The organism is Flagellimonas okinawensis (genome assembly GCF_029194005.1).
GTDB lineage: Bacteria > Bacteroidota > Bacteroidia > Flavobacteriales > Flavobacteriaceae > Flagellimonas > Flagellimonas okinawensis.
The window spans coordinates 1,016,716-1,041,475 of sequence record NZ_JARFVA010000001.1 but is presented as its reverse complement, the minus strand read 5'-3'; the positions used below and the strand labels follow the sequence as shown (position 1 = coordinate 1,041,475).

Sequence of the window (24,760 nt, the reverse complement as noted above, 5' to 3'; positions counted from 1 at the left end):
CATAAATTATTGTTAAGTGTACTGTCAAGGTACTTTTATAATGCCCAAACCTACAGTCTTTTATGTTTAAAACACTCTTTAGGACCTTAATACTCATACTGTTTTGGCAAGCTGCGGATGCTCAGGTGGCCCAAGATTGTATCAATGCAACACCTATTTGCAGCAATACGCCCATTAATGGTGGTACCAATGGATATGGTGCCGATGATTTTAATGGGGCTCCCTCTAGTGGTTGTTTGGAACAGACTACCACCGGTGCTATCGAATCCAATTCGGCCTGGTACCGTTTTAGGACGGCAGAGGCAGGACAGTTGGGTTTCAATATTGGGCATAATAGTAACGAAGATTGGGATTTTGCCTTGTACAGGGCTACCGATTGTGACAATTTGGGCGACCCAATACGTTGCAACTTTTTCGACAATAGTGAGAACACCTCTTTTATAGGTGTGGGCGAGGACCCCACGGGAATCGAGGATTCAGTGCACTACGAGGATTGGCTTCAAGTGGAGGCTGGAGAAGACTACTACTTGTTCATCAATAATTTTAGCAATTTAAATTCTGGTTTTTCCATTCAGTTTACTGGGGAAATTTGGACAGATCATCCCAATAGTGCTTTGGACTGTTCCATTGTGAGTAATTTGTTGGGACCACCTATCGCTGCTTGCCAGGGAGATAATGTAGAACTGGATGCCACAACCATGGGTGCCATCAATTATGAATGGTACAGTAATATGGGGAGTGGTTATCAATTGATCGCAGGCGAAAATAATGCTACTTATAACGTACAAGACTCTGGGCAATACCGTGTGGTAGTGACCACTTCTGTAGAAAGTTTGGTGAGTGATGTGCAAGTTGGGTTCAATGAGGTTCCCGTTACCGGAACTTTGGCGGATGAAACGTTTTGCCATGAGGTGGATATGACCTTTGACTTGAATACTAAAAATAGCGAGGCCTTGGGGGGAATGGATCCGGATAATTTTATAGTGAGCTACCATAGTTCGCAAATTGATGCAGATGCTGGAATCCACCCATTGGAGAAGCAGTATGTTTTAATGGGAGGGTCGGAGATTATTTATGTTCGGACTACTTCCTTGGCCAATCCGGATTGTTTTGATGCTTCCCAAAACTTTGTTTTAAACGCAATTGAGACCCCTATTCTAAATTTTGATGAAAGGGCCGTTATCTGTGAGTCCGTTGGAAGTGTGGAGATAGGTGAGGTGCAACCCGATTTCAATTATGTGTACCAATGGAGTACCGGTGAGCAAACACCATCAATCACAGTTTCTCAGGAGGGAGAATACACCTTAACGGTTACCCATCAATCCAATGGAGTTGTTTGTGAAACAAGTAAAACCATTACCGTTGATATTTCCAATATGCCTCAAATTTCCAGTATAGATATTGAGGATATGAGTGTGAACAATATCGTCACCATCAATACGGAGAATATGGGGGAATATGAATTTAGTATGGATGGGGGAGAATTCCAGGGCAGTAATGTTTTTGATGGGGTCTCACCAGGTGTTCATACGGTAAGCATGCGTGACCCTTATGGCTGTGGCGTTGTTGAAGAGGATATTGTTGTTGTCGGGTTTATGTCGATATTTTCACCGAACGGGGATGTTCTCAACGAAACTTGGCAAATTGAAGGGCTTTCCACTTTAAACTCTCCAATCGTTACGATTTATGACCGCTATGGAAAGCTTATAAAACAAATGAATGCTTTTGATGCCGGTTGGGACGGAAGCTTTAATGGCAAGCCGCTGCCATCTACGGATTACTGGTTTAAACTATCTTATTTGGACGACGATGGCAATAGGACATATGCCAAATATTTACAGAGTCATTTTTCTTTGAGGCGATAATAAGCTGTCCGTTTGTCGATTAACTACAAATTTCTTCGTTAAAAGCATACTAAAAGGGTCTGTTATGGAGTTATACAGGTTGTAAGTAGAATAACCATTAGCCCCAAAATTCTATGAGAGCTCTATTTAGCGCTATCAGCATACTGTTTCTTGCCCAGATAGTTAGCGCCCAAAACTCACCGGATTGTAGGACCGCAATTCCTGTTTGCGCCGATGCCCCTATTATGGGAACAACGGACGGAGGCGGTGATATTGATGACTTTGACCCAGAAGTAATTACCCAAACCGGTTGCTTGGAAAAAGGAAGTGTGAGTTCGGCGAATATTGAAAACAACACGGCTTGGTTCGTTTTTAGAGCAGGAACAAATGGTCAAATAGGGTTTGATATAGAAGCTTTACCCGTAAACCCCGGAAGCCCTGTAACCGCTGAATGGGATTTTGCATTGTATGGTCCTTTTGATGAGACTTCGAACGAAAATTTCTGCACCATAATTGGGGATGGTAGCGCCCAACCCATTCGCTGTAATTATGAATACAACGATACTGGTTATACCGGTATTGGTATTAATCCCGTTGATGGGCGGGAAGGAGCTCCTTTTGTAAAAGGAAGTCAAAACACCTATGATGAATGGTTGAATGTTACGGCAGGTGAAGTGTATTACCTGTACATTAACAATTACAACACCAATTTTGACGAGGAACCCGAAGATTTTATATTGACCTTTACCGGCAGCTCAGTAGATGCCGATCAGGATAGTGCATTGGATTGTACCCTGCGTGATCAGTTTTTAGGTTTTGATATAGTGGCCTGTGAGGGCGACCCGGATATTACATTGTCCGCATTAAATTCGCCTGTGGGCCCAAGTATTTCCGATATAACTTGGGAATTGGATGCCGACGATGATGGCACCTATGAAACTGTTTTGGCCACGGGAGCAGGAGCTACAGAATTGATTGTTTCCAGTCCCAACTCCGGACGTTATAGGGTTACGATAACATCTACTTTCGGAACAACGGTAACCGATGATGTATTGATAACCTTTTATGGTACACCGGAGCTGGATGAGGTCCGTGTGATTGATGATTTGGTGAACAGTAATCAGACCGACCCTTACAATGTGGAAATTGTTCCGGTAGGGAACGGTAATTATGAGTACGCCATTAATGGAGGTGAATTTCAGGACGATCCAATTTTTTATGATGTTCCGCCCGGTACTAATACAGTAGTGATCAACGATAAGAACGGTTGTGGAATTACCGAACCAATAGAATTTTTGGTGGTTGGTTACCCAAAATTCTTTACTCCCAATAGTGATGGGATACACGATAACTGGAATGTCTACGGAGTGGAAGAGCTTATAAATCCAGTAGTGTTCATATTTGACAGATATGGAAAACTTTTAAAACAAATCGATGTAAACGTTGGTTGGGATGGAACCTTTAACGGTAGGGATATGCCATCTTCCGATTATTGGTTTAGATTGGATTACGAGCAAGATAATGAAGGTGTTCTTGTAGCTACCTCTGTTCGTAGGCACTTTTCGTTGGTGCGATAAAAAAAAGGCCGGAATTTCTTCCAACCTTGTCTTATATTTTCTTTTTTAAGAATAGTTAAAACTTTAAGGTGTAACCCAATGAGATATTGGTATTTATTCTATTGATCAAAGCAGCACTGTCGATTCCGCCATCAAAGAAATATGAGTTAACATCCTGTTCAGTTCTACTATAGGCCAAGTCCACTCTATTTGGCCCAAAATTATAGCCGATACCAGCAGAAAAACCATTCAGGTCCCCTATAAAATCACTGTTTTCATAAGGGCTTTCTTCAAATCGGTATCCAGCTCTTAAACTTACTTGCTCAATTCTGTATTCACCTCCAATGCGATAGGAATTAACTGCTCCCAGAGTTTCTGAGATGTAATTGTTTTCAGCAGAGAAGCTAGGGTCGGAGGTAGGTCTCAATTCAGCTTTGGACATATCTTGATAGGAGTAATCCAGACTGATAAGTCCGTCTTGACCAAAAACCAAAGCCACACTACCGGTGTACTTTTCTGGTGTTTTTATCCTGTATTCCTCATATAGATTGACAATACTGAAGTTAATAAAATCAATATCCGGAACGGCCAAATTTGTATTGATGCGCTGAGATGTATCATCGGTCAACCTATACCATGTTGGTGATTGGTAACTTCCCCCAATACGAATCGCCTCGTTGACCTTGGCAATCGCACCTAAGCTAAAGGAAAAACCATATCCCTCAGTGTGTAAATAATTATCAAAAGAGATATACTGGATTGGAGAGTCCACATCGTACCCTTCTTCGTCTAAATAGGTAATCCTGTCATAAAGAACATTATGGAAATTTATGGAGGCCCCTAAATAAAGGTCTTCCCTATACTGGCTTGCAAAGTTCAATGTGAATTTACTGTTGTATCCTGAGGTGTTCTGTAAAAACCTCTGATTTACATTGCCATATTGGGCATTCGAAAAATAGGAAGTATTCTGATCAGTATCATCCGTTGGTTCAATAATTCCAGATTGAAATCCAAGAAATGCTTGCTGTGCGGAATATCCAAGATTGGCCCCTATATCCAAGTAGGCGTCCTCAATATATTCACCTTGTTGCGTGCGCAACGGCCCCAAAGGCTCTCCTTGGGCAAAATTGAGGAAATAATTGTCTATCCCAACTGCCGTGGTTCCTGATGCAATATATTCGTTGTCGAAATTCTGCACTAGGTCATAATTGACTGCCAATGCTATTTTTTTCCACGGACTGTTGTCAGAAGAATTAAAGACGAATACACCACCAACCTGATTGAAATCCAATGAATTGATAGTTGTATTTCTTAAGTTATTGCCATAAAGGGCATCGTTGTTCCTGTGGTAGTTGGAGCCGGTAATGGCGATCTCACTAAAATTGAATACCGCGGAACCAGCAGGGTTAATGTTCAAAGCGGATAAATCTCCACCCAAAGCACCAAACGCACCACCCATGGCTTGAAATCTTGCGGTTCCTTGCAAATCTTCGGTACTGTAGCGCAGTACATCATCAATGGTCTGGGCACTTGCAAAAGTGCATGCCAATACCATTATGAAAGTTAAGACTCTTTTCATTTCTATTTTTTTTGTTAACCAATTTAGTTTAATGTGAATTATGGTCTACCGCCACCGCGACCACCTCTGCTGCTTCCTCCAGAAGATCGACCTCCTCCAGAAGACCTTGAACCGCCCGAGGATCTACTTACCCCAGAACTTCTGGAGCTGCCACCTGAACTTCGGTAACTTCCGCTAGACCTGCTGCTTCTTGATGAACCACTGCTCCTGTAGCTTCTAGAGCTGGAATTTCCACTGGATGATCTACTGTAGCTTCTACTGGGTGCAGAGCTTCTTGATTGAAAACTTCTCGTGGTTCTTCCGTAATTTCTGGTGGAATATGAGCCACTTCTGTTATAGCTTTGTCCGCTTCTGGTTGCTCGTGAAGATGAGCCGTAAGATGGACGTGTGGTTCTAGAAGTTCCGCTGTAACTAGGAGATGTCCTTGTACTTCTGCTAGTTCTGTAATTTCTATTTCTTGCAACCGCATCTGCACTAATGGATCTTCTAACATTAGATCTGTTGCTGTATCCTTGTGTACTTCTTCTTGCTACACTGTTGCTGCGAGACAATGTTGCATTGGAGCGTCCACTATTGTTATTGTATCTTGTGTTTAGTGTACTTCTTCTAGAAGATAATGTGGTGCCTGGAATTCTTGAGGTATAGCCTCTTCTGCCGGAAATGTAGGCATAGCTGTTGCCGTAGTAGTTTCTGGCATAATATGGGCGGTTCCAATAGCGGCCATAGTAACCACCATAAGCTCCCCATCCATAATATCCAGCCCATCCCCAGCTAGCATAAGGGGAGCCCCAGCCGTAATATCCGGCCCATCCCCAACGGTTAAATCTCCAAGGGTTGTTCCATCCCCATCCCCAATTGTTGAAGTAGGGGTAATTCCATCCCCATCCCCAAGCAAAGTAAGGGTCGTTCCATCCATAATATCCGCCCCATCCCCAACTATTGTCGTAAACATTTATGGAGATGTTGGTTGGGTTGTCACCCCATCCTGGGTTTCCATTATAATTATTGTTGTAAGCCAAGTAATCGGTTTGTTCACCATAAGGAATAGTGTCATTTGCCATTTGACTGGAGTAGCTGTCTATATCGGTAAAGACTTCGTTGTCCAAGATTTCACCATATTCATTGGCTTTATCTCCGAAATAATCTCCGTATATATTGTTCTCTTGTTCTTCGATTCGTAATGCCTGGGCATTTTTCTTCTCTACGCCTACAACTCTATTGTTGGAAGAGTAGATGCCATCATCGTAATAAGAAGTTTGTTGATACGAACCACAAGAAGCCATAAAGAGGGCGCTAACCATCAATATGGTAGGGGTTCCTAATTTATTATGGAGTAAAGACTTTAACATGGTGCAATTTTTATTGTTGAACATACTAAAAATAATTAGTTTTACCCAATCATTTCACTATCAAAGTCACAAGTTTTGTGCCAAACTACAATAGATGGGTAAAAATTTAACAAGTAGAGCGGAAGATTATTCCAAATGGTATAACGAACTGGTTGTAAAGTCCGATTTGGCTGAAAACTCGGGAGTTAGAGGTTGTATGGTAATAAAGCCTTACGGCTATGCCATATGGGAAAAGATGCAGGCGCAATTGGATAAAATGTTCAAGGAAACAGGTCATGAAAATGCCTATTTTCCCTTGTTTATACCAAAATCCTACCTGAGCAAAGAGGCAAGCCATGTAGAGGGCTTTGCCAAGGAATGCGCAGTGGTCACCCATTACCGATTAAAGAATGCGGAAGATGGTAGTGGAATTGTGGTAGATGAGAATGCGAAGCTGGAAGAGGAACTGATCGTTCGTCCAACATCCGAAACCATTATTTGGGATACATTTAGAAAGTGGGTACAATCATACAGGGATTTGCCATTAAAGATAAATCAGTGGGCCAATGTAGTTCGATGGGAAATGAGAACTCGTCTTTTTTTAAGGACAGCTGAATTTTTATGGCAAGAGGGGCATACGGCACATGAGACAAGAGAAGAGGCACTGGAAGAAGCAGAGCTTATGATGAATGTGTATGCCGAGTTTGTTGAGAATTATATGGGCGTGCCCGTAATCAAGGGAACCAAAACCGAGAGTGAACGTTTTGCCGGGGCTGAGGAGACTTATTGTATAGAGGCGCTTATGCAAGACGGTAAGGCACTGCAGGCCGGTACTTCTCACTTTTTAGGTCAGAACTTTGCAAAGGCTTTTGATGTAAAGTTTGCCAATAAAGAGGGGACCCAGGATTATGTTTGGGCAACATCCTGGGGTGTGTCCACAAGATTAATGGGAGCTTTGGTAATGACGCACAGTGATGACAATGGTTTGGTATTGCCGCCAAAGTTGGCACCAATACAAGTGGTAATTGTCCCAATTTATAAAGGGTTGGATCAATTGGATGCCATTTCTGAAAAAGTAGATCCTTTGGTGAAGGAGTTGAGAGATAGGGGACTTACCGTAAAGTTTGATACAAGGGATACCCATAAACCCGGCTTTAAATTCAATGAATATGAATTGAAGGGCGTTCCTGTACGTTTGGCAGTTGGCAACAGAGATCTTGAAAATGGCACCTTCGAAGTCGCTCGTAGGGATACATTGACCAAGGAAGTCGTAAAGGCCGAAGAAGTTGTGGATAAAGTAGTTTCCTTGATGGATGAAATTCAGGAGAATATCTTTAAAAAAGCACTTGATTACCGAAAAGAGCATATTACTAAAGTGGATTCTTATGAAGAATTTAAAAAAGTAATCGAGGAAAAAGGAGGTTTTGTATCCGCACATTGGGACGGTACCACCGAAACCGAGGATAAGATAAAAGAAGAGACCAAGGCCACTATTCGCTGTATTCCATTGGATGCAGAAAACGAAGAGGGGCAATGTATTGTAACAGGAAAACCGTCTGTTCGGAGGGTGTTGTTTGCAAAGGCCTATTAAACAGGTTGCAAAAAATAAAAAATACTGTTGCAAGACTTAAAAATAGTTGTATTTTTGCATCCGCAATTATGCAAGCATAATGGCCCGTTCGTCTAGGGGTTAGGACGCCAGGTTTTCATCCTGGTAACAGGGGTTCGATTCCCCTACGGGCTACAAAGCAAGGTTTAAGCAGAAATTTGCTTATTTTACAGGCTGTAGACGTTTAAACTTTGAAAATTGAAATAATGGCCCGTTCGTCTAGGGGTTAGGACGCCAGGTTTTCATCCTGGTAACAGGGGTTCGATTCCCCTACGGGCTACAAAGAAAGGATTTAGAAAGAATTAATTTTAAGCAATGGCAAACCATAAGTCAGCATTAAAGAGAATCAGAAGAAACGAAGCAGTACGTTTGCGTAACAGGTATCAGCACAAAACCGTGCGTAATGCCATTAAAAAATTACGTAACGAAGAAGATAAAAAAGCTGCTGAAGCTTTGTTGCCTACCGTAGTTGGTATGATTGATAAATTAGCTAAGAAAAATATCATTCATAACAATAAGGCCGCAAACCTTAAGAGTAAACTAATGACAAAAGTTGCAGCCTTGTAATTTTTGACAAAGCATAATATGTTTAAACGCCTCCTTTATGGGGGCGTTTTTATTTGCCATAGTTATCTGAAAGCCCTTCGTTTGTGAACGATGACCCCAACCATAAAAGAACCGTACATAATCAAGATCAATACAAGTAGTATATCCCTTAGGTGATAATTGATATAAAATCGGGGCGCTTCATAACCTGCCAAAAATATCAACGGAAAAAATAGATGGAAGGCCACTAGTCCAAAACTAGTCCAAAACATAAGGTTTTGTGATTGGGGTAGTGGATTGTCCTCCACTTTCTTTTCTTTATAGTAAAGTGCAATTACAAAAATGAGTATATAAGCGGAAATCATATCTGCATAATACAGATTGTAATGCAACGGATTCTGGAAAAACACACTTACGAAATAGGCCAACATGGCCAATATGGCGCCATACTTGACCCAATCCCGGTATTTTTTGGTCTTTAAGATCTTCCAATAGACATAATAAAAGAACAGCATACTGATTACGGAGTAAATGTTGTAGATAATAACATTGTGCCAGTTGTACCGTTCATCAGAAAAAAACTGAATACCATCCACATATTTCACAAAATAGCCCAGCACCTCGGTTAAAAAGGTGTACATCAGGTACATGGGGTAATATTTTAATGGGGTGTCAAAATAGGTACGGTAACGTGCCATCGCCACAATCCATACGAATAGATAAAAGGGGATAGTGTAATGTTCACTAAGAAATTTAAGAAGCTCCTCCATTGTTGATTTGACACATCAATTGGTTGTCAAATTTTTAATAGTCGCTAAAATAAGCAAAAAGCCCCCAGTTAAGGAGGCTTTATTGATTTGATGTTCTATTATTGATCATCGGAATGCTTTTCTTTTTCCAACGAGCAGCCCTACTATCATAAGTCCATACATCAACGCAATGGAAGTGAGCAAAAGCGGTCTAAAATAGATTTGTATGCCTATGTCAAAATCAAGAAGGTATATAGTGGAAATTATAGAAAAGAGGGTGTAAAAAATTATGAGCCCTGAGCTAATCCAAAAAAGCAGATTGAATTTTAATGGCGGTGCTGGCTCTTCGGACACTTTCTCCAGAAAGTACATCACAACAATATACACCATCATAATGGAGCCTATAATATGGGCGTGGGTCATCTGATTGTGCAAAGGGTTGAGGATTATCGCGTTTGTAATATACACTACAACGCATAAAATACTCAAATACCGTATTTGCTTTTTGATGGAAGGTTTTTTGGTCACTTTTCTAAAAACTTCAAAAAAGAAAATAAAAAAGACAATTTGGTACACATTATATATTATAACATTGTGCCATGCATACCTGCCATCCGAGAAAAACTGAAAATTATTATTGTACTTAATAAGTACCCCCAAGAGCTCCGTAAAAAAAGTATAGATGATAATCATGGGTAAGTATTTCAACGGTGTGTCGAAATACCTGCGATATCGAATAACCGATACAATCCATGTTATAAAGTATAAAGGGACATAAAAGTGATCGGTCAAATATTTAAGGAGCTCTTCGGGCATCTTTTAGAAATCTGTGTAAGGTGGTGGTCCGGAACCTCCATGGTTCAGGTTTAAGCTTTTGATGTCGTCCTGAAATAGAGTGGCAGGAAAAATACTGGCTTTTGATGTTGTAGTTTCATTTGGTTCACCTGTTTCAGTATTGCCAACAACTCCTTTTATGGATTTGGCTTTTCCGTCGGTTCCAATATAAAATCCTCGCTCCTCCCCATCGATCATAGTGGTAGGTACTATAAAAATAGAATTCTGTCTTGGGTGTACCACTTTTTTGCCATCTGGAAAATCTGGCTTGTTGGGGTAGTTGGCAAAATATAATCTAAGAGAGGCTACTTTAACGCCAGCTTCCTTAGCTTCATGTTCAACATATTCCATATATTGTTTCATATCTGCATAAGTGAAGGTGGTAAAACGTGCCGGGATAAACTTTTCTTCGGTATCGCGTTCAGCTTCAAATTTGCTGATCATTTCTACCCTGTTTTTGGTATAATTGTCATACAGGGATTTAGATTCCTCCAAGGAAATAATGCCTTCTGGAGGAAGGATTTCTTCTTGTTTTGGATCTGTTGGTTCTTCTTTTTTAGGTGATTCTTGGCAAGCTCCCAATAGCAAGATAGAAGCTCCCAAAAAAGCTGCAAAAGCCTTTTGGATGTTTTTCATAGTTAAGTGTTTATAGTTCAGTTTTGAGGAAACCGTAATAAAGATATGCCTTTTCTAAGAATTGGCTCAACAAAAAGCCCTTCAAAAAAATTGAAGGGCTTTTAACTTTATGGAATAGAGGTTATTGGATTTTACTCGTTCATGGTAAGTAAAAACTCCTCGTTGTTCTTAGTTTGTTTTATGCGTTGCTCCATAAACTCCATTGCTTCCACAGGGTTCATGTCAGCCAAATACTTGCGCATGATCCACATACGTTGAATGGTGTTCTCATCCAGCAACAAATCGTCTCTTCGTGTAGAAGAAGAAATAAGGTCGATAGCTGGGAAAATTCTTCTATTGGAAATTCTTCTATCCAATTGAAGCTCCATGTTACCGGTACCTTTGAATTCCTCAAAGATTACCTCGTCCATTTTAGAACCGGTTTCTGTTAAGGCCGTAGCAATAATGGAAAGCGAGCCACCATTCTCTATGTTACGTGCGGCACCAAAGAAACGTTTTGGTTTATGAAGTGCATTCGCATCCACACCACCACTCAATACTTTTCCAGAGGCTGGTTGTACCGTGTTGTAGGCACGTGCCAAACGTGTAATGGAGTCTAGAAGGATTACCACATCATGTCCGCATTCTACCAATCTTTTTGCTTTGTCCAAAACAATATTGGCAACCCTTACGTGCTCGGTAGCCTCTTTATCAAAAGTAGAAGCAACTACCTCGCCACGTACGTTACGCTGCATATCGGTTACCTCCTCAGGGCGTTCATCTATCAATAAAATAATCTGGTAAACCTCTGGGTGGTTGGCAGCAATCGCATTGGCGATATCTTTTAACAACATGGTTTTACCCGTTTTGGGCTGGGAAACAATCATTCCCCTTTGTCCTTTCCCTATTGGGGAGAACAAATCCATGATCCTAGTAGAAATAGTACTTTGTTTTTCTGCTAATTTGAACTTTTCCTTGGGAAACAATGGAGTAAGGTGCTCAAAAGCTACCCTGTCCCGAACCACTTGTGGGTCTAGACCATTAATTTTGTTCACTTTGATCAGTGGGAAATACTTTTCTCCTTCTTTGGGAGGTCTAATATTTCCTAAAACAGTATCCCCGGATTTAAGACCGAACAGACGTATCTGGGATTGGGATACATAAATATCATCGGGAGAAGAAAGATAGTTGTAATCGGAAGATCTCAAAAATCCGTAACCATCTTGCATAATATCCAACACACCTTCGCTTTCAATTATGCTATCGAATTCGAATTCAGGTTCTTTATACCTGTTTCTCAAATCCTTGTCAAAATTGCTGCTCTTTTTGTCGTGATGACCTTTGTTGTGCTGATTGTTTCTTCTGTTGTTGTTCTGATTCTTCTGGGTATTGGCATTGTTCTGCGGCTTATTGTCCTTTTTCTGTTGTGGACTTTGTCCTTTAGAATCGTCTTTTTTGTTTCTTGGCGCCTTTTTTTGAGGCTCTTTTTCAGCAGTTTCACCTTTAGGACTTGAACCTTTGTCCTCAGTCTTCTTGGGACGAGGAGTTCTTGATCTTGTTGGTTTGGGGGCTGGTTTTTCGTCGTTGGAAGCGGCGACGGTTTCCGCTACAGCTTTAGGGTTGGAAGCCTGTACATCCAGTATTTGGTAAACCAGGTCCAATTTTTTCAATGATTTGAATTTGGGAACATTAAGATCCTTTGCAATCTCTTGCAACTCAGGAAGCTTTTTAGCTTTTAGATCTGAAATCTCGAACATTAAGTAAAGAAATAAGTTAAACTTGTGTGAATCTAAATTTGAAGTAAAGTTATTTTGGATGCTACTGGAGAAAGAATTCCGAGGTAGGTGCTTGCTAATAACATGACAATATTACAAATTATTTTTTAAGAATAAGGCCTTATTTATCAAAAAGACGCCTATTTTTGCGTTTCGAAATCGATTTGCACAATGATTCAGCGTATACAAACGTTTTTTTTACTGATAGTAGGCCTAATTTCGGGCGTACTTCCGTTCTTTTTGAATCTTTGGGTAGAAGTTGGTGGCAAAGAAGTATTTGCCCAAGACGAGGTAATGGTAAGTCTGGTTTTTTACGTGGTTACCGTTTTGGCCGTGGTGTCGATTTTAATGTATAAGAAAAGACAAAATCAATTTGTGGTAAACAGATTGAATATGATATTGAACCTTTTTTTACTAGGATTTTTCGTTTATCGATCGCTAAGCTTATCCGGAGAAACTGTAGTTTCTGAGAAGGGTATTGGGATGCTGATTCCTGTATTTTCTATCGTTTTTCTTGTCCTGGCCAACAGGGCTATCAAAAAGGATGAAGATCTTGTAAAATCTGTTGATCGCTTACGTTAAACCTAACATCTTAGTAGTATTAGTGCGAAAAAATCCCGGCCTTGGTCGGGATTTTTATGTTTTGTGTTAGCGCTTTCCCAATTCTACAACTTCCAAATCAGATATCTTATCACCATCGATTACAAATCGTAACATGGTTCGCACTTGATGGAAGCCATGTTTTCCGCAAGCACCGGGATTCATGTGCAATAGTCCCAGCTTTTTATCGTGCATCACCTTTAAAATGTGCGAATGCCCACAAATAAAAAGTTTAGGCGGATTTTTTCTTATTTCATCGCGTACCCTTATGTTGTATTTATTCGGATAACCGCCAATATGTGTGATCCAAACGTCGACACCTTCGCACATAAACCTATTGTCTTCCGGAAATTCTTTTTGTATTACGTGGTCATCAATGTTTCCGTGAACACCGCGTACAGGTTTTAGGTTCTCCAATTGGTCTGTCACCGTCAAGCTCCCAATGTCGCCGGCATGCCAAATTTCATCGGCTTGCGCAGCGTATTTTAATATGGTCTTGTCCATATGTCCGTGGGTGTCGGAAAGCAATAGAATTTTTGTCATTTCGCTAAAAATATGCTAAAAACCAAGGGTTGGAATTATGTTGGAAAGGATTCAATTATCTTTACAGGCTTAAAAGTAAGCGATCCCTTTGAGATATTTTGTCCAATTTTCTTATTTCGGAAAGGCCTACCATGGATGGCAGAACCAACCCAATGCCATTACGGTACAAGAAGTGCTGGAAAAGGCTTTCTCCACATTGTTGCGCGAAAAGGTTGAGGTTGTAGGAGCGGGAAGGACAGATGCAGGGGTGCATGCAAGGGAAATGTACTGTCATTTCAATGTTGATGGCATTCCTGATGTGGATGACTTGGTATATAGATTGAATGCCTTTTTGCCAGATGATATTGCGGTGCAAGGAATCTATCCGGTCGCTCACGATGCTCATGCGAGGTTCGATGCCACGGAACGCACTTACGAATATTGGATAGTTAAGGAAAAGGACCCATTTTTATTCGATCATGCCCATTTTGTGAAACATGCTCTTGATTTGGAAGCCATGAACCAAGCTGCCCAAATTCTTTTGGATTATACCGATTTTGAGTGTTTTTCCAAATCCAATACCGATGTTAAAACATTCAATTGTGATGTTAGACAGGCCGTTTGGGCAATTCAAGGCGAGAAGTTGGTATTTACCATTTCCGCCGACCGTTTTTTACGAAATATGGTACGGGCAGTAGTAGGTACTTTGCTCGATGTGGGCATGGGAAAAATGCCCGTTCAGGACATTCACAAGGTTATTGCCAGTAAAGATAGGGGAGAGGCAGGAGTCTCCGTCCCTGCAAAAGGATTATATTTGACCAAGGTTTCATATCCAAAAGAAATTTTTGATGAGCAAAAAGGATGATGTAGGAAAAGCGTTTGATTTTAGATTGTTCAAGCGGGTTTTTTCGCGAACCAGGCCCTACAGGGGCATTTTTTGGTTGGTTGCCATAGTGGCCATATTGTCCGCTGCATTTGCCATAGGTATACCTTTATTGGTCAAAACCATCATTAACCAATCTTTGGAAAACAAAGATGCTGAACAATTGTTGAGCAACGTTCTATTAATGCTTGCCTTTTTATTGGGGCAGGTAACTACCCAGCTTTTGTTCAATTACTACGCAAACCTTTTGGGAGAATCGGTTATCAAGGATATTAGGGTCAATCTTTTTGAAAAGATGACCAGTTTTAAAATGACCTATTTCGATAATTCTTCCATTGGCGTTTTGGTAACGAGGGCAGTTGCGGATATGCAACGTATCGGTGAGATTTTTAGTCAAGGATTTTTTATGATTGTGGCTGACGCTCTTAAAATGTTGTCCGCAGCCATTATTATGGTTGTGATCAATTGGAAATTGGCACTGATCGTATTTGCGATACTTCCGGTTATTCTGGTTGCGACCCGTTTGTTTCAACAAGCCATGAAGGTGGCATTTGTGGAAGTGAGGGCGCAAGTGTCCAATCTTAACTCATTTGTACAGGAGCGAATTGCAGGAATGAAGATTGTTCAGCTTTTTAACCGAGAGGAAATTGAAAAGGAAAAATTCCGAGTAATCAACGAAAAGCATCAAAATGCTTGGTTAAAAACAGTTTGGTACAACTCCATATTCTTTCCGATTGCGGAAATTTCCAACTCCATTGGTATTGGATTGGTGGTATATTTTGGAGTAATACAAAATATCGAGAATGTTGGAATGGACAACAAAGGCGCCATTGTGGCCTTCTTTTTCTTGATGGACCTATTGTTCAGACCTTTACGGCAGATAGCCGATAAGTTCAACACTCTACAGATGGGAATGGTAGCGGCCAATCGTGTCTTTAAGATCTTGGATACCGACAGTCATATCGATGACAATGGAACAGTAGAAAAGAAGAATGTAAAGGGGGATATTGAATTTAAGGATGTACGTTTTGGGTATGTACCGGATGAGGAAGTCTTGCACGGTATCTCTTTCAATGTAAATGCGGGTGAAACAGTGGCTATTGTTGGTGCAACGGGGGCTGGTAAATCCACTATCATTAATTTGCTCAACCGTTTCTACGAAATCAATTCTGGTAAAATAAAGGTGGACAATGTGTGTTTGGAAGATTATACCTTACAATCACTTCGTTCCCACATTGCCATTGTGCTACAAGACGTTTTCTTATTTGCGGATACCATAGCCAACAATATTTCGCTGCGTGATAAAAACATTACCACGGCACAAATAGAAGCAGCGGCCAAACAAATAGGAGTGCACGAATTTATTTCCAGCCTTCCGGGCGGGTACGAGTATAATGTAAAGGAGCGCGGCACTATGCTTTCCAGTGGTCAGCGTCAGTTGATTGCCTTCTTGCGGGCTTATGTAAGCAATCCGAGTATTCTAATTTTGGATGAGGCCACATCTTCCGTGGATACCTATTCCGAACAATTGATTCAACAGGCTACCGATAAGATTACCGAAGGGCGAACTTCTATAATTATTGCCCACCGTTTGGCGACCATCAAAAAAGCAGATAAGATTATCGTGATGGATGCAGGGAAAATCATTGAAATAGGAACCCACAAAGAACTATTGGAAAAAGGTGGTTACTACAACGATTTGTACAATGCCCAGTTCTTGGAAGAAGAGGTGGCTTAATTATTTTGGGGAAGGCAGTAAATCTTCCGGGCTTATTTCTCCCAACAAAATCATGATGATTGGAATAAGTATGGAGGACAACAAGTAGAGAATTCCAAAAATCATAAAGAACAAGAGTAATCTTGCTATTAGGGCAATACCATTAGAATTACTAATTCTTACAATTACAAAGGCGGTATAAATCAGCATTACCAGAATACCAACCATGGAAAACGACATATAAATTTCTGGGCTAAATAAAAGTATTACTACCGAGGGAATAAAAATGAGCAAGCTATAATGAGCAAGCGTGTAGGTGAAAATAATGGTCCGTTCCGCAAAGTTGTATTTCTTTTCATCAAAACATAGCCACCCTGAAATAGCCATTAAAGGAATATAAATAATAAATATTATCGCTTGATAGTCCGAAATAAAGGACATTAATTTTTCTTGGTAAACCGTTTGAGCTTCCGTCTCCAAAAAATCAAAACTCATGGAATCCAGAGACTTGGTCATCATAACTACGATTAATCCAGAAAGTGTCAGTGCAATACCGATATAACTAATGGGGTTTAAGTATTTACGTCTAAGCCCATGCAGGTATCCTTCGATAACCGCTTCCGGTTTGGTGAACAAATGAACAAACGTATTGATGAAGGTGTTGTCCAGATTAAAGTATCTGTCCAGAATATCGGTCCAAAGATTTTTAAGGGTAATTCTGTTGCGGATCACTTTTCCACCACAAGCAGGACAATAAAGAAAATCAGTGCGTAGTCTTGAGTTACAATTTTTACAGGTCATTGCTCCAAGTCCTTTTTAATGCGTTTCACCAATTCCTCCCTGTTTTTGAAGGGAACAAAGTCTCCATTTTTAATATAGGATATTGATCCTGTCTCCTCGCTAACTACCAAGCAAAGGGCATCTGTTTTTTCAGTGATGCCTACAGCGGCCCTGTGTCTCAGTCCAAAACGTAGCGGAATATTTCGATCGTTGGAAACGGGGAGAATTACACGGGTCGCGGTAATATAATTATCCTGGATAACAATAGCGCCGTCGTGCAATGGACTGTTCTTAAAGAAAATACTTTCTAAAATGGGCTGTGTCACTTTTATGTTCATGGCATCTCCTGTGGATTTTACAAAATCCATGGAATTGTTGCGTTCAATAACGATCAACGCCCCGGTTTTTGAAGTGCCCATTCGCTCACATGCACCAATAATGGCCTCCACATCGGTACTGGTGGAGATGGCCTCTTGTTTCAGGAATTTAAAATGTTTGAGAAAATTTCGTTTGGATGCAAAATTGGTGGAACCGATCATCAGTAAAAATTTTCGGATCTCCTGTTGGAATACGATAATAAGTGCGATCAGACCAATGTTCATAAACCCACCGACCATGCTGCTGATCATTTTCATTTGGAGCAATTCGGTCAATTTCCAGAGGGCCCAAACAATTACAATACCAATAAAAATATTGATGGCCACCGTGCCTTTTACCAGCTTATAAATGTAATAGAGAAGTGCGGCCACGAGGACTATGTCAATGACATCCGTAATCTTGAACTCGAGAAAATTTAGAAAATCCAATGGCAGCGTTTTTGTAAAATTAGCAAAAATAGGAGAACCTCAAATCAGAGTGCATTCTCTTTTAAAGCTTCTACAAGTTTAACACATTCCGAGGCTTCTTTTACATCATGTGCACGAATAATGTTGGCGCCTTTTAAAAGAGCAATGGTGTGCAAGGCCGTGGTGCCGTTCAACGCCTCTTTTGGTGATGATTCCAAGACCTTATAAATCATTGACTTTCTGCTCAAGCCTATTAAAATGGGCAAACCAAAGGTTTGGAACATATCTAAGTGGTTGAGCAATGTATAATTTTGACCTGTTGTTTTGGCAAAACCAAAACCTGGATCAATAATGATATCATTGATTTTTTTGGATGTGGTCTCTTTTATCTTTTCGGAAAAATAGAATCGAAGGTCATTGATCAAATTCTCATACTCCGCTTCTTTTTGCATGGACTGGGGTGTCCCCTTCATATGCATCATAATGTATGGTACTTGATGTTTGGCAACGGTATCAAACATGGCATTATCCAAATTCCCGGCCGCAATATCGTTGATGATGGCAGCACCGTTTTCGATACTTTCGTTTGCCACTTTGCTTCGGAAGGTATCTACGGAAATCAAAGTATCTGGAAATTTTTTAAGGATAAGGTCAATAACGGGAACCATTCGCTTCAATTCTTCATCTTCCGGAACGTGCTTTGCACCGGGGCGGGAACTGTAGGCACCCATGTCAATAAAAGTGGCTCCATGGTTCAGCATATATTCAACTTGATGTAAAATGGATGCTTCGTCCTTATACTTTCCACCATCAAAAAAAGAGTCGGGAGTAAGGTTAAGGATACCCATTACTTTGGGCTTTTTTAGATCTACAAGCTCACCTTTGCAGTTTATGGTCATAAAAAATATCTGCTTTGTTGGGTTTCATTATCTTTGGCAAAGTGCTTCTGAGCACAGATAAGTTGGACGAAATTTACGCAAATTAGCAACAATACATGCAGCAGACTTCCCAACAATACGATGAGGTGATACAAACCTGTCGTGAATTGTTTTCAAAAAAAGCCAAGGATTATGGCACTGCTTGGCGAATCCTTAGGTTACCGTCGTTAACTGACCAGATTTTTATCAAGGCCCAACGCATTCGTGGCCTTCAGCAAAATGAAGTTAGAAAGGTTGATGAAGGTGAGCGTTCCGAGTTCATCGGAATCATAAACTACTCTATTATGGCTTTGATTCAGATAAAGAAAGGAGTAGTGGAGCAACCGGACCTAACGGCTGAAGAAGCAATCGCACTTTATGATGAGCAAGTGGCTATCACGAAAAAGTTGATGGAGGACAAAAACCATGATTATGGGGAAGCTTGGCGGGATATGCGGGTAAGTTCGCTCACGGATTTGATTTTGCAAAAGTTGTTGCGCGTAAAACAGATAGAGAACAACCAGGGGACAACTTTGGTGAGTGAAGGTGTGGATGCCAACTATCAGGATATGGTTAATTATGCTGTTTTTGCATTGATTCATTTAAAAGAAGAAGAATGAAATATTTGGTCTGGATATCAAGAATTATAGTAGGAGTGTTGTTCATTATAAGTGGACTTATAAAATTGAACGATCCCATGGGCTTTTCCTTTAAACTGGAAGAATATTTTAGCCCAGGTGTATTGGACCTACCATTTTTAACCCCTTTGGCATTGGCCATCTCCATTTTTGTGGTCATTGTTGAGGTGATTTTGGGAGTTTTACTTTTGATTGGATTTAAACCCAAATTCACGGTTTGGAGCCTTTTGCTCATGATTGTGTTCTTTACCTTTTTGACTTTTTATTCTGCATATTTCAATAAAGTGACCGACTGTGGGTGCTTTGGGGATGCAGTGAAACTGACACCATGGGAATCCTTTACCAAAGATGTTATTCTCCTTGTTTTTATTTTGATACTGTTTTTCGGTAGAAAATATATTACACCCTTGTTTAATTCAAAGACCAATTGGATTATAGGTGGCGTATCATTGGTAGCTTGTGCTTTGTTTGCAAATCACGTATTGGCCCATTTACCATCGGTAGATTTTAGACCCTATAAAATTGGTGCTAACATTCAAGAGGGAATGTCGGTTCCCGAAGATGCCCCGAAGCCTGTTTACGAATATGCCTGGCGTTTTAAGGTAGATGGCCAAGAAAAAATATATGTCACCGAAGGGGACTATCCTTCGGTGGATGGGGAGTTTATCGATGTGGAAACTACTCAGATACAAGCGGGTTACGAACCGCCCATACACGATTTTACCATTGAGCAAGAAGGACAGGATTATGCGGCGGAATTGCTGGAAGAGGATAAATTGGTAATGGTGATCGCCTACGATATGGCTAAAAGTAACCTTGAAGCTTTTGAGGGAGTCGCCGAAGTAACTGCCAAGGCAAAACAAAAGGGTTACAAAGTCATTGGGATGTCAGCTTCGAGCAGTGATATGGCGAATAAGATAATAGACACTTACGGACTGGATTTTGAGTTCTATTTTACAGATGAAACAACTTTGAAGACTATTGTGCGTTCCAATCCGGCTATTTTAGTACTCAGTAAAGGAACCATTCAGCAAAAGGTCCATTACAACGATTTTGACGAACTTACTTTCTAATCATAACACTAAAGAAAAATCCAAATAACATGAGAACTAAGATTGTTGCAGGAAACTGGAAGATGAACAAAAACCTACAGGAAACTGAGGAATTGTTGGCCGAACTCTCTGCCAAACTACCCGATACCGATGCCGATGTCATTGTGGCGCCGACCTTTGTAAACCTCCAGGCGGCCAAGCAAGCGTTGCAAGATTCTAAAATACAAGTAGCTGCACAGAACATGCATTTTGCCGAAAGCGGAGCCTACACAGGTGAGATTTCTGCCGATATGTTGCTAAGTTTAGGTGTGGACGTTGTAATCCTTGGACACTCGGAAAGACGTGCGTACTTTGGGGAGAACGATGAACTATTAGCTAAAAAAATGAAAACGGCCATCGAGAAAGGTTTGAAGGTTATTTTTTGTTTTGGTGAAGAATTGGAAGATAGAAAATCGGATAAACATTTTTCCGTGGTGGAAAGCCAATTGAAAAATGCCCTATTTGATCTTGATGCAAGTGCTTGGAGCAAAATCGTTCTTGCCTATGAGCCTGTTTGGGCTATTGGTACTGGCGAAACGGCAAGTCCAGAGCAAGCTCAGGAAATGCACGCGTTTATCAGAAAAACCATTGCAGATGGATTCAATGCGTCCATTGCAGAAGATGTTTCCATACTTTATGGAGGAAGCGTAAAACCAGCAAATGCCGCCGAAATTTTCTCAAAACCCGATGTTGACGGTGGTTTAATAGGTGGTGCCTCTTTGGTTGCAAAAGATTTTACAGATATCATCAAGGCGATATAATCAATGTCCTTGGTTTATCTCGAATACGATTTTAAAATAAACCCACTCCAACCCGCAACCGATATTTTGATTGCGGAGTTGGGGGAAATGGGTTTCGAAAGTTTTGTGGAAAATGAAACAGGACTTTTGGCTTATATCCTAAAATCTGAGTGGCGAGAGGATATATTGGATAATCTCTTTGTATTCCAAAATCCCAATTTTAAAATTAGCTGGACCAGTAAGGAAATTGAACAGCAAAACTGGAATGCCGAATGGGAGAAAAATTTTCATCCCATAATAGTAGGGGACAGGTGTATGGTTCGTGCACCATTTCATGAAGCCATTGAAGTGGAATATGACATTATTATCGAACCTAAAATGAGTTTTGGTACGGGTCATCACGAAACCACCCATATGATGCTACAACATATATTGGACAATGATTTTCAGGGTAAGTCAGTATTGGATATGGGCTGTGGTACCGGTGTGCTGGCCATATTGGCCAAAAAGCGAGGAGCTGGGTATACCGAGGCCATTGATATTGATGAATGGTGCTTTTTGAATACCGAGGAAAATGTGGAGCGCAACAACTGTCCAGATATCAAGGCATTTCAGGGTGATAGTAGTTTGCTGGATGGCAAAAAGTTTGATGTAATCTTGGCCAATATCAACCGAAATATCCTTTTGGAGGACATCCCCGTTTATGTCGATTGCCTTAAAAAGGGAGGAACACTTTTTTTAAGTGGCTTTTATTTAGAGGATTTAGATGCAATTTCTTCAAAATGTGCAGCCTACGGTTTGGAATTTGAAAAAAATCTGGACAAGAATAACTGGGTTGCAGCAAAATATGTAAATTAGAAAGAAGTAAAATCCGTGAGTTATGGGTACGAGAGAAAAAGAGTTGGAAGATGTTCTTGTGGAAGAAGAAACCATAAAGGAGCACGAAATAGTTCTTTTTAATGATGATGTAAATACCTTTGATCATGTAATAGAAACCTTGATCAATGTTTGTGATCATACCCCCGAACAAGCAGAACAATGTTCTCTGATCGTACATTACAATGGTAAATGCACTGTAAAGACCGGTGAATACTCTTTTCTTAAACCAAAATGTAGCAAACTATTACAGGCTGGCCTTAGTGCCGAGATTGTGTAGTGCAATAATTTCAATTCGTTGTTCATTTATAAGAATACTTCTAAATATACTTTCATGATTTCTTAACCTTGAATTCCTAGCCCATTTAACCCCAACTCTTTAAACTTAGCCAAAAAAAAAACCAACCCGCTTAACCACCCATTCGGAAAAATGAGCGAATTTTTTAAGGCTGAACTAAAGGATCGTTTTCTGGAGTATGCATTGGAAAGAAGTGATTACTTTCAAATCCAAACCCTTTATGATGAGTTTTTAAGGCCAAACTATAGTTTGGAGTACGTCCAAAAATTGATCATGGAAATTAAAGAATACGACCCAAACCTATTGGATGTAATGGGAGGCAATGGTATGGATATATTTATGTTGGCATCCACACCAAGTACCGAGGATTTTTTGGAAGATGGCGGATTTATGAATCTTTATGTAAAGGAAGAGGAGAAATGGGATGTGTTTTTGAGTCAGTTATCCACTGGGCCAAAACTCACCAAAGAAGAAAAGAAGCTCCTTAAAAAAACGACAACGCCAACCTTAAAAAAGGAAAAAACGTTGCTCATTGGTCTTATTGCTGCAGTAGCCATAAGTTTCCTGTTTACCCTGATTAGCATATTTAAAGAAACACTGTTGGAACCAGATTATGTTCCTGCGGATGAGTTTGAACGGAGAATAGAGCAGTTACGTGAACAATATATTTTAGAGAATGAGAAGTTGCAAAGGGAATTGCTAAATACCAAACAAACCTTGGATTCCCTAGAAAATAAAGATTGATTAAAAAAGGCGACAAATTCAATTGCCGCCTTTTTTAATATTGTTTTATCTGATCAGTGATGATCAAGGTTTCATTCCAGGTTGAACAATTTCATAGTTCGATGCTGACTTGGCCTTTTCAACAATGGCTTTTACATCTTCCAGTAACTTTTTTGCATCGTAAACAATACCATCTTTGATCGTGTATTTTACACCTCCTACACGTTCAATTGTGTTGTCTTCCTGTAATTGAATGGCTCCTGTACCATACAAGGATTTGAAGTTTTCCAATGGATTTTCTTCCGTAATTACAAAATCGGCCAATTTGCCTACTTTAATGGTGCCAATTTCATCATCGAGTCCAAGCGCTTCAGCTCCGTTCAATGTGGCCGCTTTGATCACTTCCAATGGATGGAATCCTGCTTCTCTCATTAGCTCAAGTTCCCGAGGGTATGCAAATCCGTACAACTGATAGATGAACCCTGCATCGGTGCCAATAGTAACCCTTCCGCCCCTGTTTTTATATTCGTTCAAAAAGGTCATCCAAAGTTTATAATTCTCTTTCCAATCAATTTCTTGTTCGGTACCCCAGTAATGCCAGTAGGAACCATGGGATTGCCTACTTGGGGCATAAAACTCCCAAAGCGAAGGCAATGTATACTCCTCGTGCCATTCTGCTCGTCTGGCCCTTTGCAAATCTCTATTTGCTTCGTAAATAACCATGGTTGGGGAAAGGGAGAAGTCCAAGGAAATCAATTCATCCATAACTTCGTTCCACTTTTTGGAGAAAGGTTTCGCCGCTTGTTTCCAAAGTTGTCCAGCCTCGCCAAAGCGGTCTTGTTCGTTTTGGTAGTTGTAATCCAAAGAATAATCTTGTACCGTCCTATCCTCGAACATGGCTTCTGGGAGTCCATACCAGTGTTCCATGGAAGTCAACCCGGCTCTGGCACTGTTCAGTACGTTCCACCTACCCACATATAATTGCGCGTGATGCGTCTTGGACCGAAGCCCTAGTTTTTTGTTTTCGTCCAGAGCAGCCGTCATTACTTCTGGCAATCCACCTCCGAACTTTATGCCATCCGCGCCTTTTTTAGCATTTGCCCGTACCCATTCGCGAGCAGCTTCGGGTGTGGTAATGTCACCTCGTCCTCTTTCACCGTTCAAGTTGCTTCCGAACCATGTGTATGCCTGAATTCTGGGAGCTGTAATTTCGTTCTTGTTACTTTTTTCTTTCTGGTCCAATACCCAATCTATTCCGTTACCGGAACCGGGGTCACAAATGGTTGTAATACCATGTCCCATCCAAAGTTTGTACACGTATTCTGCAGGTGTTCCTTGGGGAACTCCGCCAATGTGGGCATGTGTGTCCACAAATCCGGGAAGCAGATACATGCCTTCGGCATTCAGTTCTTTTCCACCTGGCTTTAATTGAGGTCTTCTGTTGGGGTTAATGTCCATACCCGGAAAGCCCACTACTTCAACGGAAACAATTCTGTTGTTTTCCACAACAATATCTACCGGACCAATGGGAGGTGATAGGGTCCCATCGATAACGGTGACACCTCGTATGATCAATTGGGACCACGGACCTTCTCCTTCGGCCCTTGGTGGTGCTTTTTCAATTTGGGCATTGGAATAAAGTCCAATAAGTAAAAAAGCCAGTAGTAAAGTTTTGGTTTTTAGCATTTTCATATAATTGGTTTAGTTGGTTTTTCAATCTAAGGCAATTCAATTAAAAATCTGTTATTTGGTTTG

Annotated in this window: 24 protein-coding genes and 2 tRNA genes; 15 read left to right on the top strand and 11 right to left on the bottom strand. The window is 40.6% G+C overall.

Going from position 1 to position 24,760, the window contains the following annotated elements; translation table 11 throughout:
• The first annotated feature begins 62 nt into the window (after positions 1-62).
• Entirely contained in the window at positions 63-1,865 is a 1,803-nt protein-coding gene (locus PY091_RS04970; RefSeq protein ID WP_275648591.1) for a T9SS type B sorting domain-containing protein, read from the top strand.
• A gap of 113 nt (positions 1,866-1,978) precedes the next feature.
• Entirely contained in the window at positions 1,979-3,421 is a 1,443-nt protein-coding gene (locus tag PY091_RS04965; protein WP_275648590.1) for a T9SS type B sorting domain-containing protein, read from the top strand.
• A 55-nt stretch (positions 3,422-3,476) separates the two neighbouring features.
• Here the strand turns inward: PY091_RS04965 and PY091_RS04960 are convergent, their stop codons facing one another.
• Entirely contained in the window at positions 3,477-4,979 is a 1,503-nt protein-coding gene (locus PY091_RS04960; RefSeq protein ID WP_275648589.1) for an OmpP1/FadL family transporter, read from the bottom strand.
• Between the two features lie 38 nt (positions 4,980-5,017).
• Positions 5,018-6,328 (bottom strand): hypothetical protein, encoded by a 1,311-nt coding sequence (locus PY091_RS04955; protein ID WP_275648588.1) that lies wholly within the window; start codon positions 6,326-6,328, stop codon positions 5,018-5,020.
• Between the two features lie 94 nt (positions 6,329-6,422).
• On the opposite strand from PY091_RS04955, the gene proS reads away from it, so the two are divergent.
• The 4 genes from proS (at position 6,423) to rpsT (ending at position 8,483) form a co-directional block, all read left to right on the top strand.
• Complete coding sequence (gene proS / locus PY091_RS04950) at positions 6,423-7,898, top strand: proline--tRNA ligase (RefSeq protein WP_275648587.1); 1,476 nt, start codon at positions 6,423-6,425, stop codon at positions 7,896-7,898.
• 81 nt (positions 7,899-7,979) lie between these two features.
• Positions 7,980-8,051 (top strand) — tRNA-Glu (locus PY091_RS04945).
• Positions 8,052-8,124: 73 nt separating this feature from the next.
• A tRNA-Glu gene (locus tag PY091_RS04940) sits at positions 8,125-8,196 on the top strand.
• Between the two features lie 35 nt (positions 8,197-8,231).
• Entirely contained in the window at positions 8,232-8,483 is a 252-nt protein-coding gene (rpsT, locus tag PY091_RS04935; RefSeq protein ID WP_275648586.1) for a 30S ribosomal protein S20, read from the top strand.
• Positions 8,484-8,545: 62 nt separating this feature from the next.
• Here the strand turns inward: rpsT and PY091_RS04930 are convergent, their stop codons facing one another.
• The 4 genes from PY091_RS04930 to rho form a co-directional block, all read right to left on the bottom strand.
• A complete protein-coding gene (locus PY091_RS04930) occupies positions 8,546-9,232 on the bottom strand; it encodes a hypothetical protein (protein ID WP_275648585.1) in 687 nt (228 codons plus the stop codon).
• Positions 9,233-9,337: 105 nt separating this feature from the next.
• Positions 9,338-9,904, bottom strand: a complete 567-nt coding sequence (locus tag PY091_RS04925; protein ID WP_275648584.1) for a hypothetical protein — start codon at positions 9,902-9,904, stop codon at positions 9,338-9,340.
• Positions 9,905-10,030: 126 nt separating this feature from the next.
• Positions 10,031-10,681 carry a hypothetical protein gene (locus PY091_RS04920; protein ID WP_275648583.1) on the bottom strand — a complete coding sequence of 217 codons (651 nt, stop codon included), beginning with the start codon at positions 10,679-10,681 and terminating at the stop codon, positions 10,031-10,033.
• A gap of 131 nt (positions 10,682-10,812) precedes the next feature.
• The gene (gene rho, locus PY091_RS04915) at positions 10,813-12,417 is read right to left on the bottom strand and encodes a transcription termination factor Rho (protein WP_275648582.1); all 1,605 of its coding nucleotides are present in this window, start codon (positions 12,415-12,417) and stop codon (positions 10,813-10,815) included.
• 189 nt (positions 12,418-12,606) lie between these two features.
• Here rho and PY091_RS04910 point away from each other — a divergent pair, with 189 nt between their 5' ends.
• Positions 12,607-13,017 (top strand): DUF4293 domain-containing protein, encoded by a 411-nt coding sequence (locus PY091_RS04910; RefSeq protein ID WP_275648581.1) that lies wholly within the window; start codon positions 12,607-12,609, stop codon positions 13,015-13,017.
• A 66-nt stretch (positions 13,018-13,083) separates the two neighbouring features.
• Here the strand turns inward: PY091_RS04910 and PY091_RS04905 are convergent, their stop codons facing one another.
• Positions 13,084-13,578: a metallophosphoesterase family protein gene (locus tag PY091_RS04905; protein ID WP_275648580.1), complete on the bottom strand. Its 495-nt coding sequence runs from the start codon at positions 13,576-13,578 to the stop codon at positions 13,084-13,086.
• Between the two features lie 88 nt (positions 13,579-13,666).
• Here PY091_RS04905 and truA point away from each other — a divergent pair, with 88 nt between their 5' ends.
• Together truA and PY091_RS04895 are read left to right on the top strand one after the other, a co-directional pair.
• Positions 13,667-14,422, top strand: coding sequence for a tRNA pseudouridine(38-40) synthase TruA (gene truA / locus PY091_RS04900; RefSeq protein ID WP_275648579.1), 756 nt, complete (start codon positions 13,667-13,669; stop codon positions 14,420-14,422).
• On the top strand, positions 14,406-16,178 hold the full coding sequence (locus PY091_RS04895; protein ID WP_275648578.1) for an ABC transporter ATP-binding protein: 1,773 nt from the start codon (positions 14,406-14,408) through the stop codon (positions 16,176-16,178). The genes truA and PY091_RS04895 overlap by 17 nt, the downstream gene beginning before the upstream one ends.
• On the opposite strand, the gene PY091_RS04890 is transcribed toward PY091_RS04895, so the two are convergent.
• From PY091_RS04890 to folP, 3 genes are read right to left on the bottom strand one after another with little or no spacing between them, the layout of a single operon-like run.
• A complete protein-coding gene (locus tag PY091_RS04890; RefSeq protein WP_275648577.1) occupies positions 16,179-16,958 on the bottom strand; it encodes a DUF3667 domain-containing protein in 780 nt (259 codons plus the stop codon). It abuts the gene before it with no gap.
• On the bottom strand, positions 16,955-17,743 hold the full coding sequence (gene cdaA / locus PY091_RS04885; protein WP_275648576.1) for a diadenylate cyclase CdaA: 789 nt from the start codon (positions 17,741-17,743) through the stop codon (positions 16,955-16,957). Before cdaA ends, PY091_RS04890 begins: the two co-directional genes overlap by 4 nt.
• A 44-nt stretch (positions 17,744-17,787) precedes the next feature.
• Complete coding sequence (gene folP, locus PY091_RS04880) at positions 17,788-18,621, bottom strand: dihydropteroate synthase (RefSeq protein WP_275648575.1); 834 nt, start codon at positions 18,619-18,621, stop codon at positions 17,788-17,790.
• 95 nt (positions 18,622-18,716) lie between these two features.
• Here folP and PY091_RS04875 point away from each other — a divergent pair, with 95 nt between their 5' ends.
• The 6 genes from PY091_RS04875 (at position 18,717) to PY091_RS04850 (ending at position 23,026) form a co-directional block, all read left to right on the top strand.
• A complete protein-coding gene (locus PY091_RS04875) occupies positions 18,717-19,259 on the top strand; it encodes a DUF1599 domain-containing protein (protein WP_275648574.1) in 543 nt (180 codons plus the stop codon).
• A complete protein-coding gene (locus PY091_RS04870; RefSeq protein WP_275648573.1) occupies positions 19,256-20,350 on the top strand; it encodes a BT_3928 family protein in 1,095 nt (364 codons plus the stop codon). Before PY091_RS04875 ends, PY091_RS04870 begins: the two co-directional genes overlap by 4 nt.
• A 29-nt stretch (positions 20,351-20,379) precedes the next feature.
• Complete coding sequence (gene tpiA, locus PY091_RS04865; protein WP_275648572.1) at positions 20,380-21,129, top strand: triose-phosphate isomerase; 750 nt, start codon at positions 20,380-20,382, stop codon at positions 21,127-21,129.
• Positions 21,130-21,132: 3 nt separating this feature from the next.
• Positions 21,133-21,966 (top strand): 50S ribosomal protein L11 methyltransferase, encoded by an 834-nt coding sequence (gene prmA, locus PY091_RS04860; protein ID WP_275648571.1) that lies wholly within the window; start codon positions 21,133-21,135, stop codon positions 21,964-21,966.
• Positions 21,967-21,988: 22 nt separating this feature from the next.
• On the top strand, positions 21,989-22,264 hold the full coding sequence (locus tag PY091_RS04855) for an ATP-dependent Clp protease adaptor ClpS (protein ID WP_275648570.1): 276 nt from the start codon (positions 21,989-21,991) through the stop codon (positions 22,262-22,264).
• A gap of 150 nt (positions 22,265-22,414) precedes the next feature.
• Positions 22,415-23,026, top strand: a complete 612-nt coding sequence (locus PY091_RS04850) for a hypothetical protein (protein ID WP_275648569.1) — start codon at positions 22,415-22,417, stop codon at positions 23,024-23,026.
• A gap of 63 nt (positions 23,027-23,089) precedes the next feature.
• Here PY091_RS04850 and PY091_RS04845 read toward each other — a convergent pair whose 3' ends face one another.
• Entirely contained in the window at positions 23,090-24,697 is a 1,608-nt protein-coding gene (locus PY091_RS04845; protein WP_275648568.1) for an amidohydrolase family protein, read from the bottom strand.
• Positions 24,698-24,760: the final 63 nt, after the last annotated feature.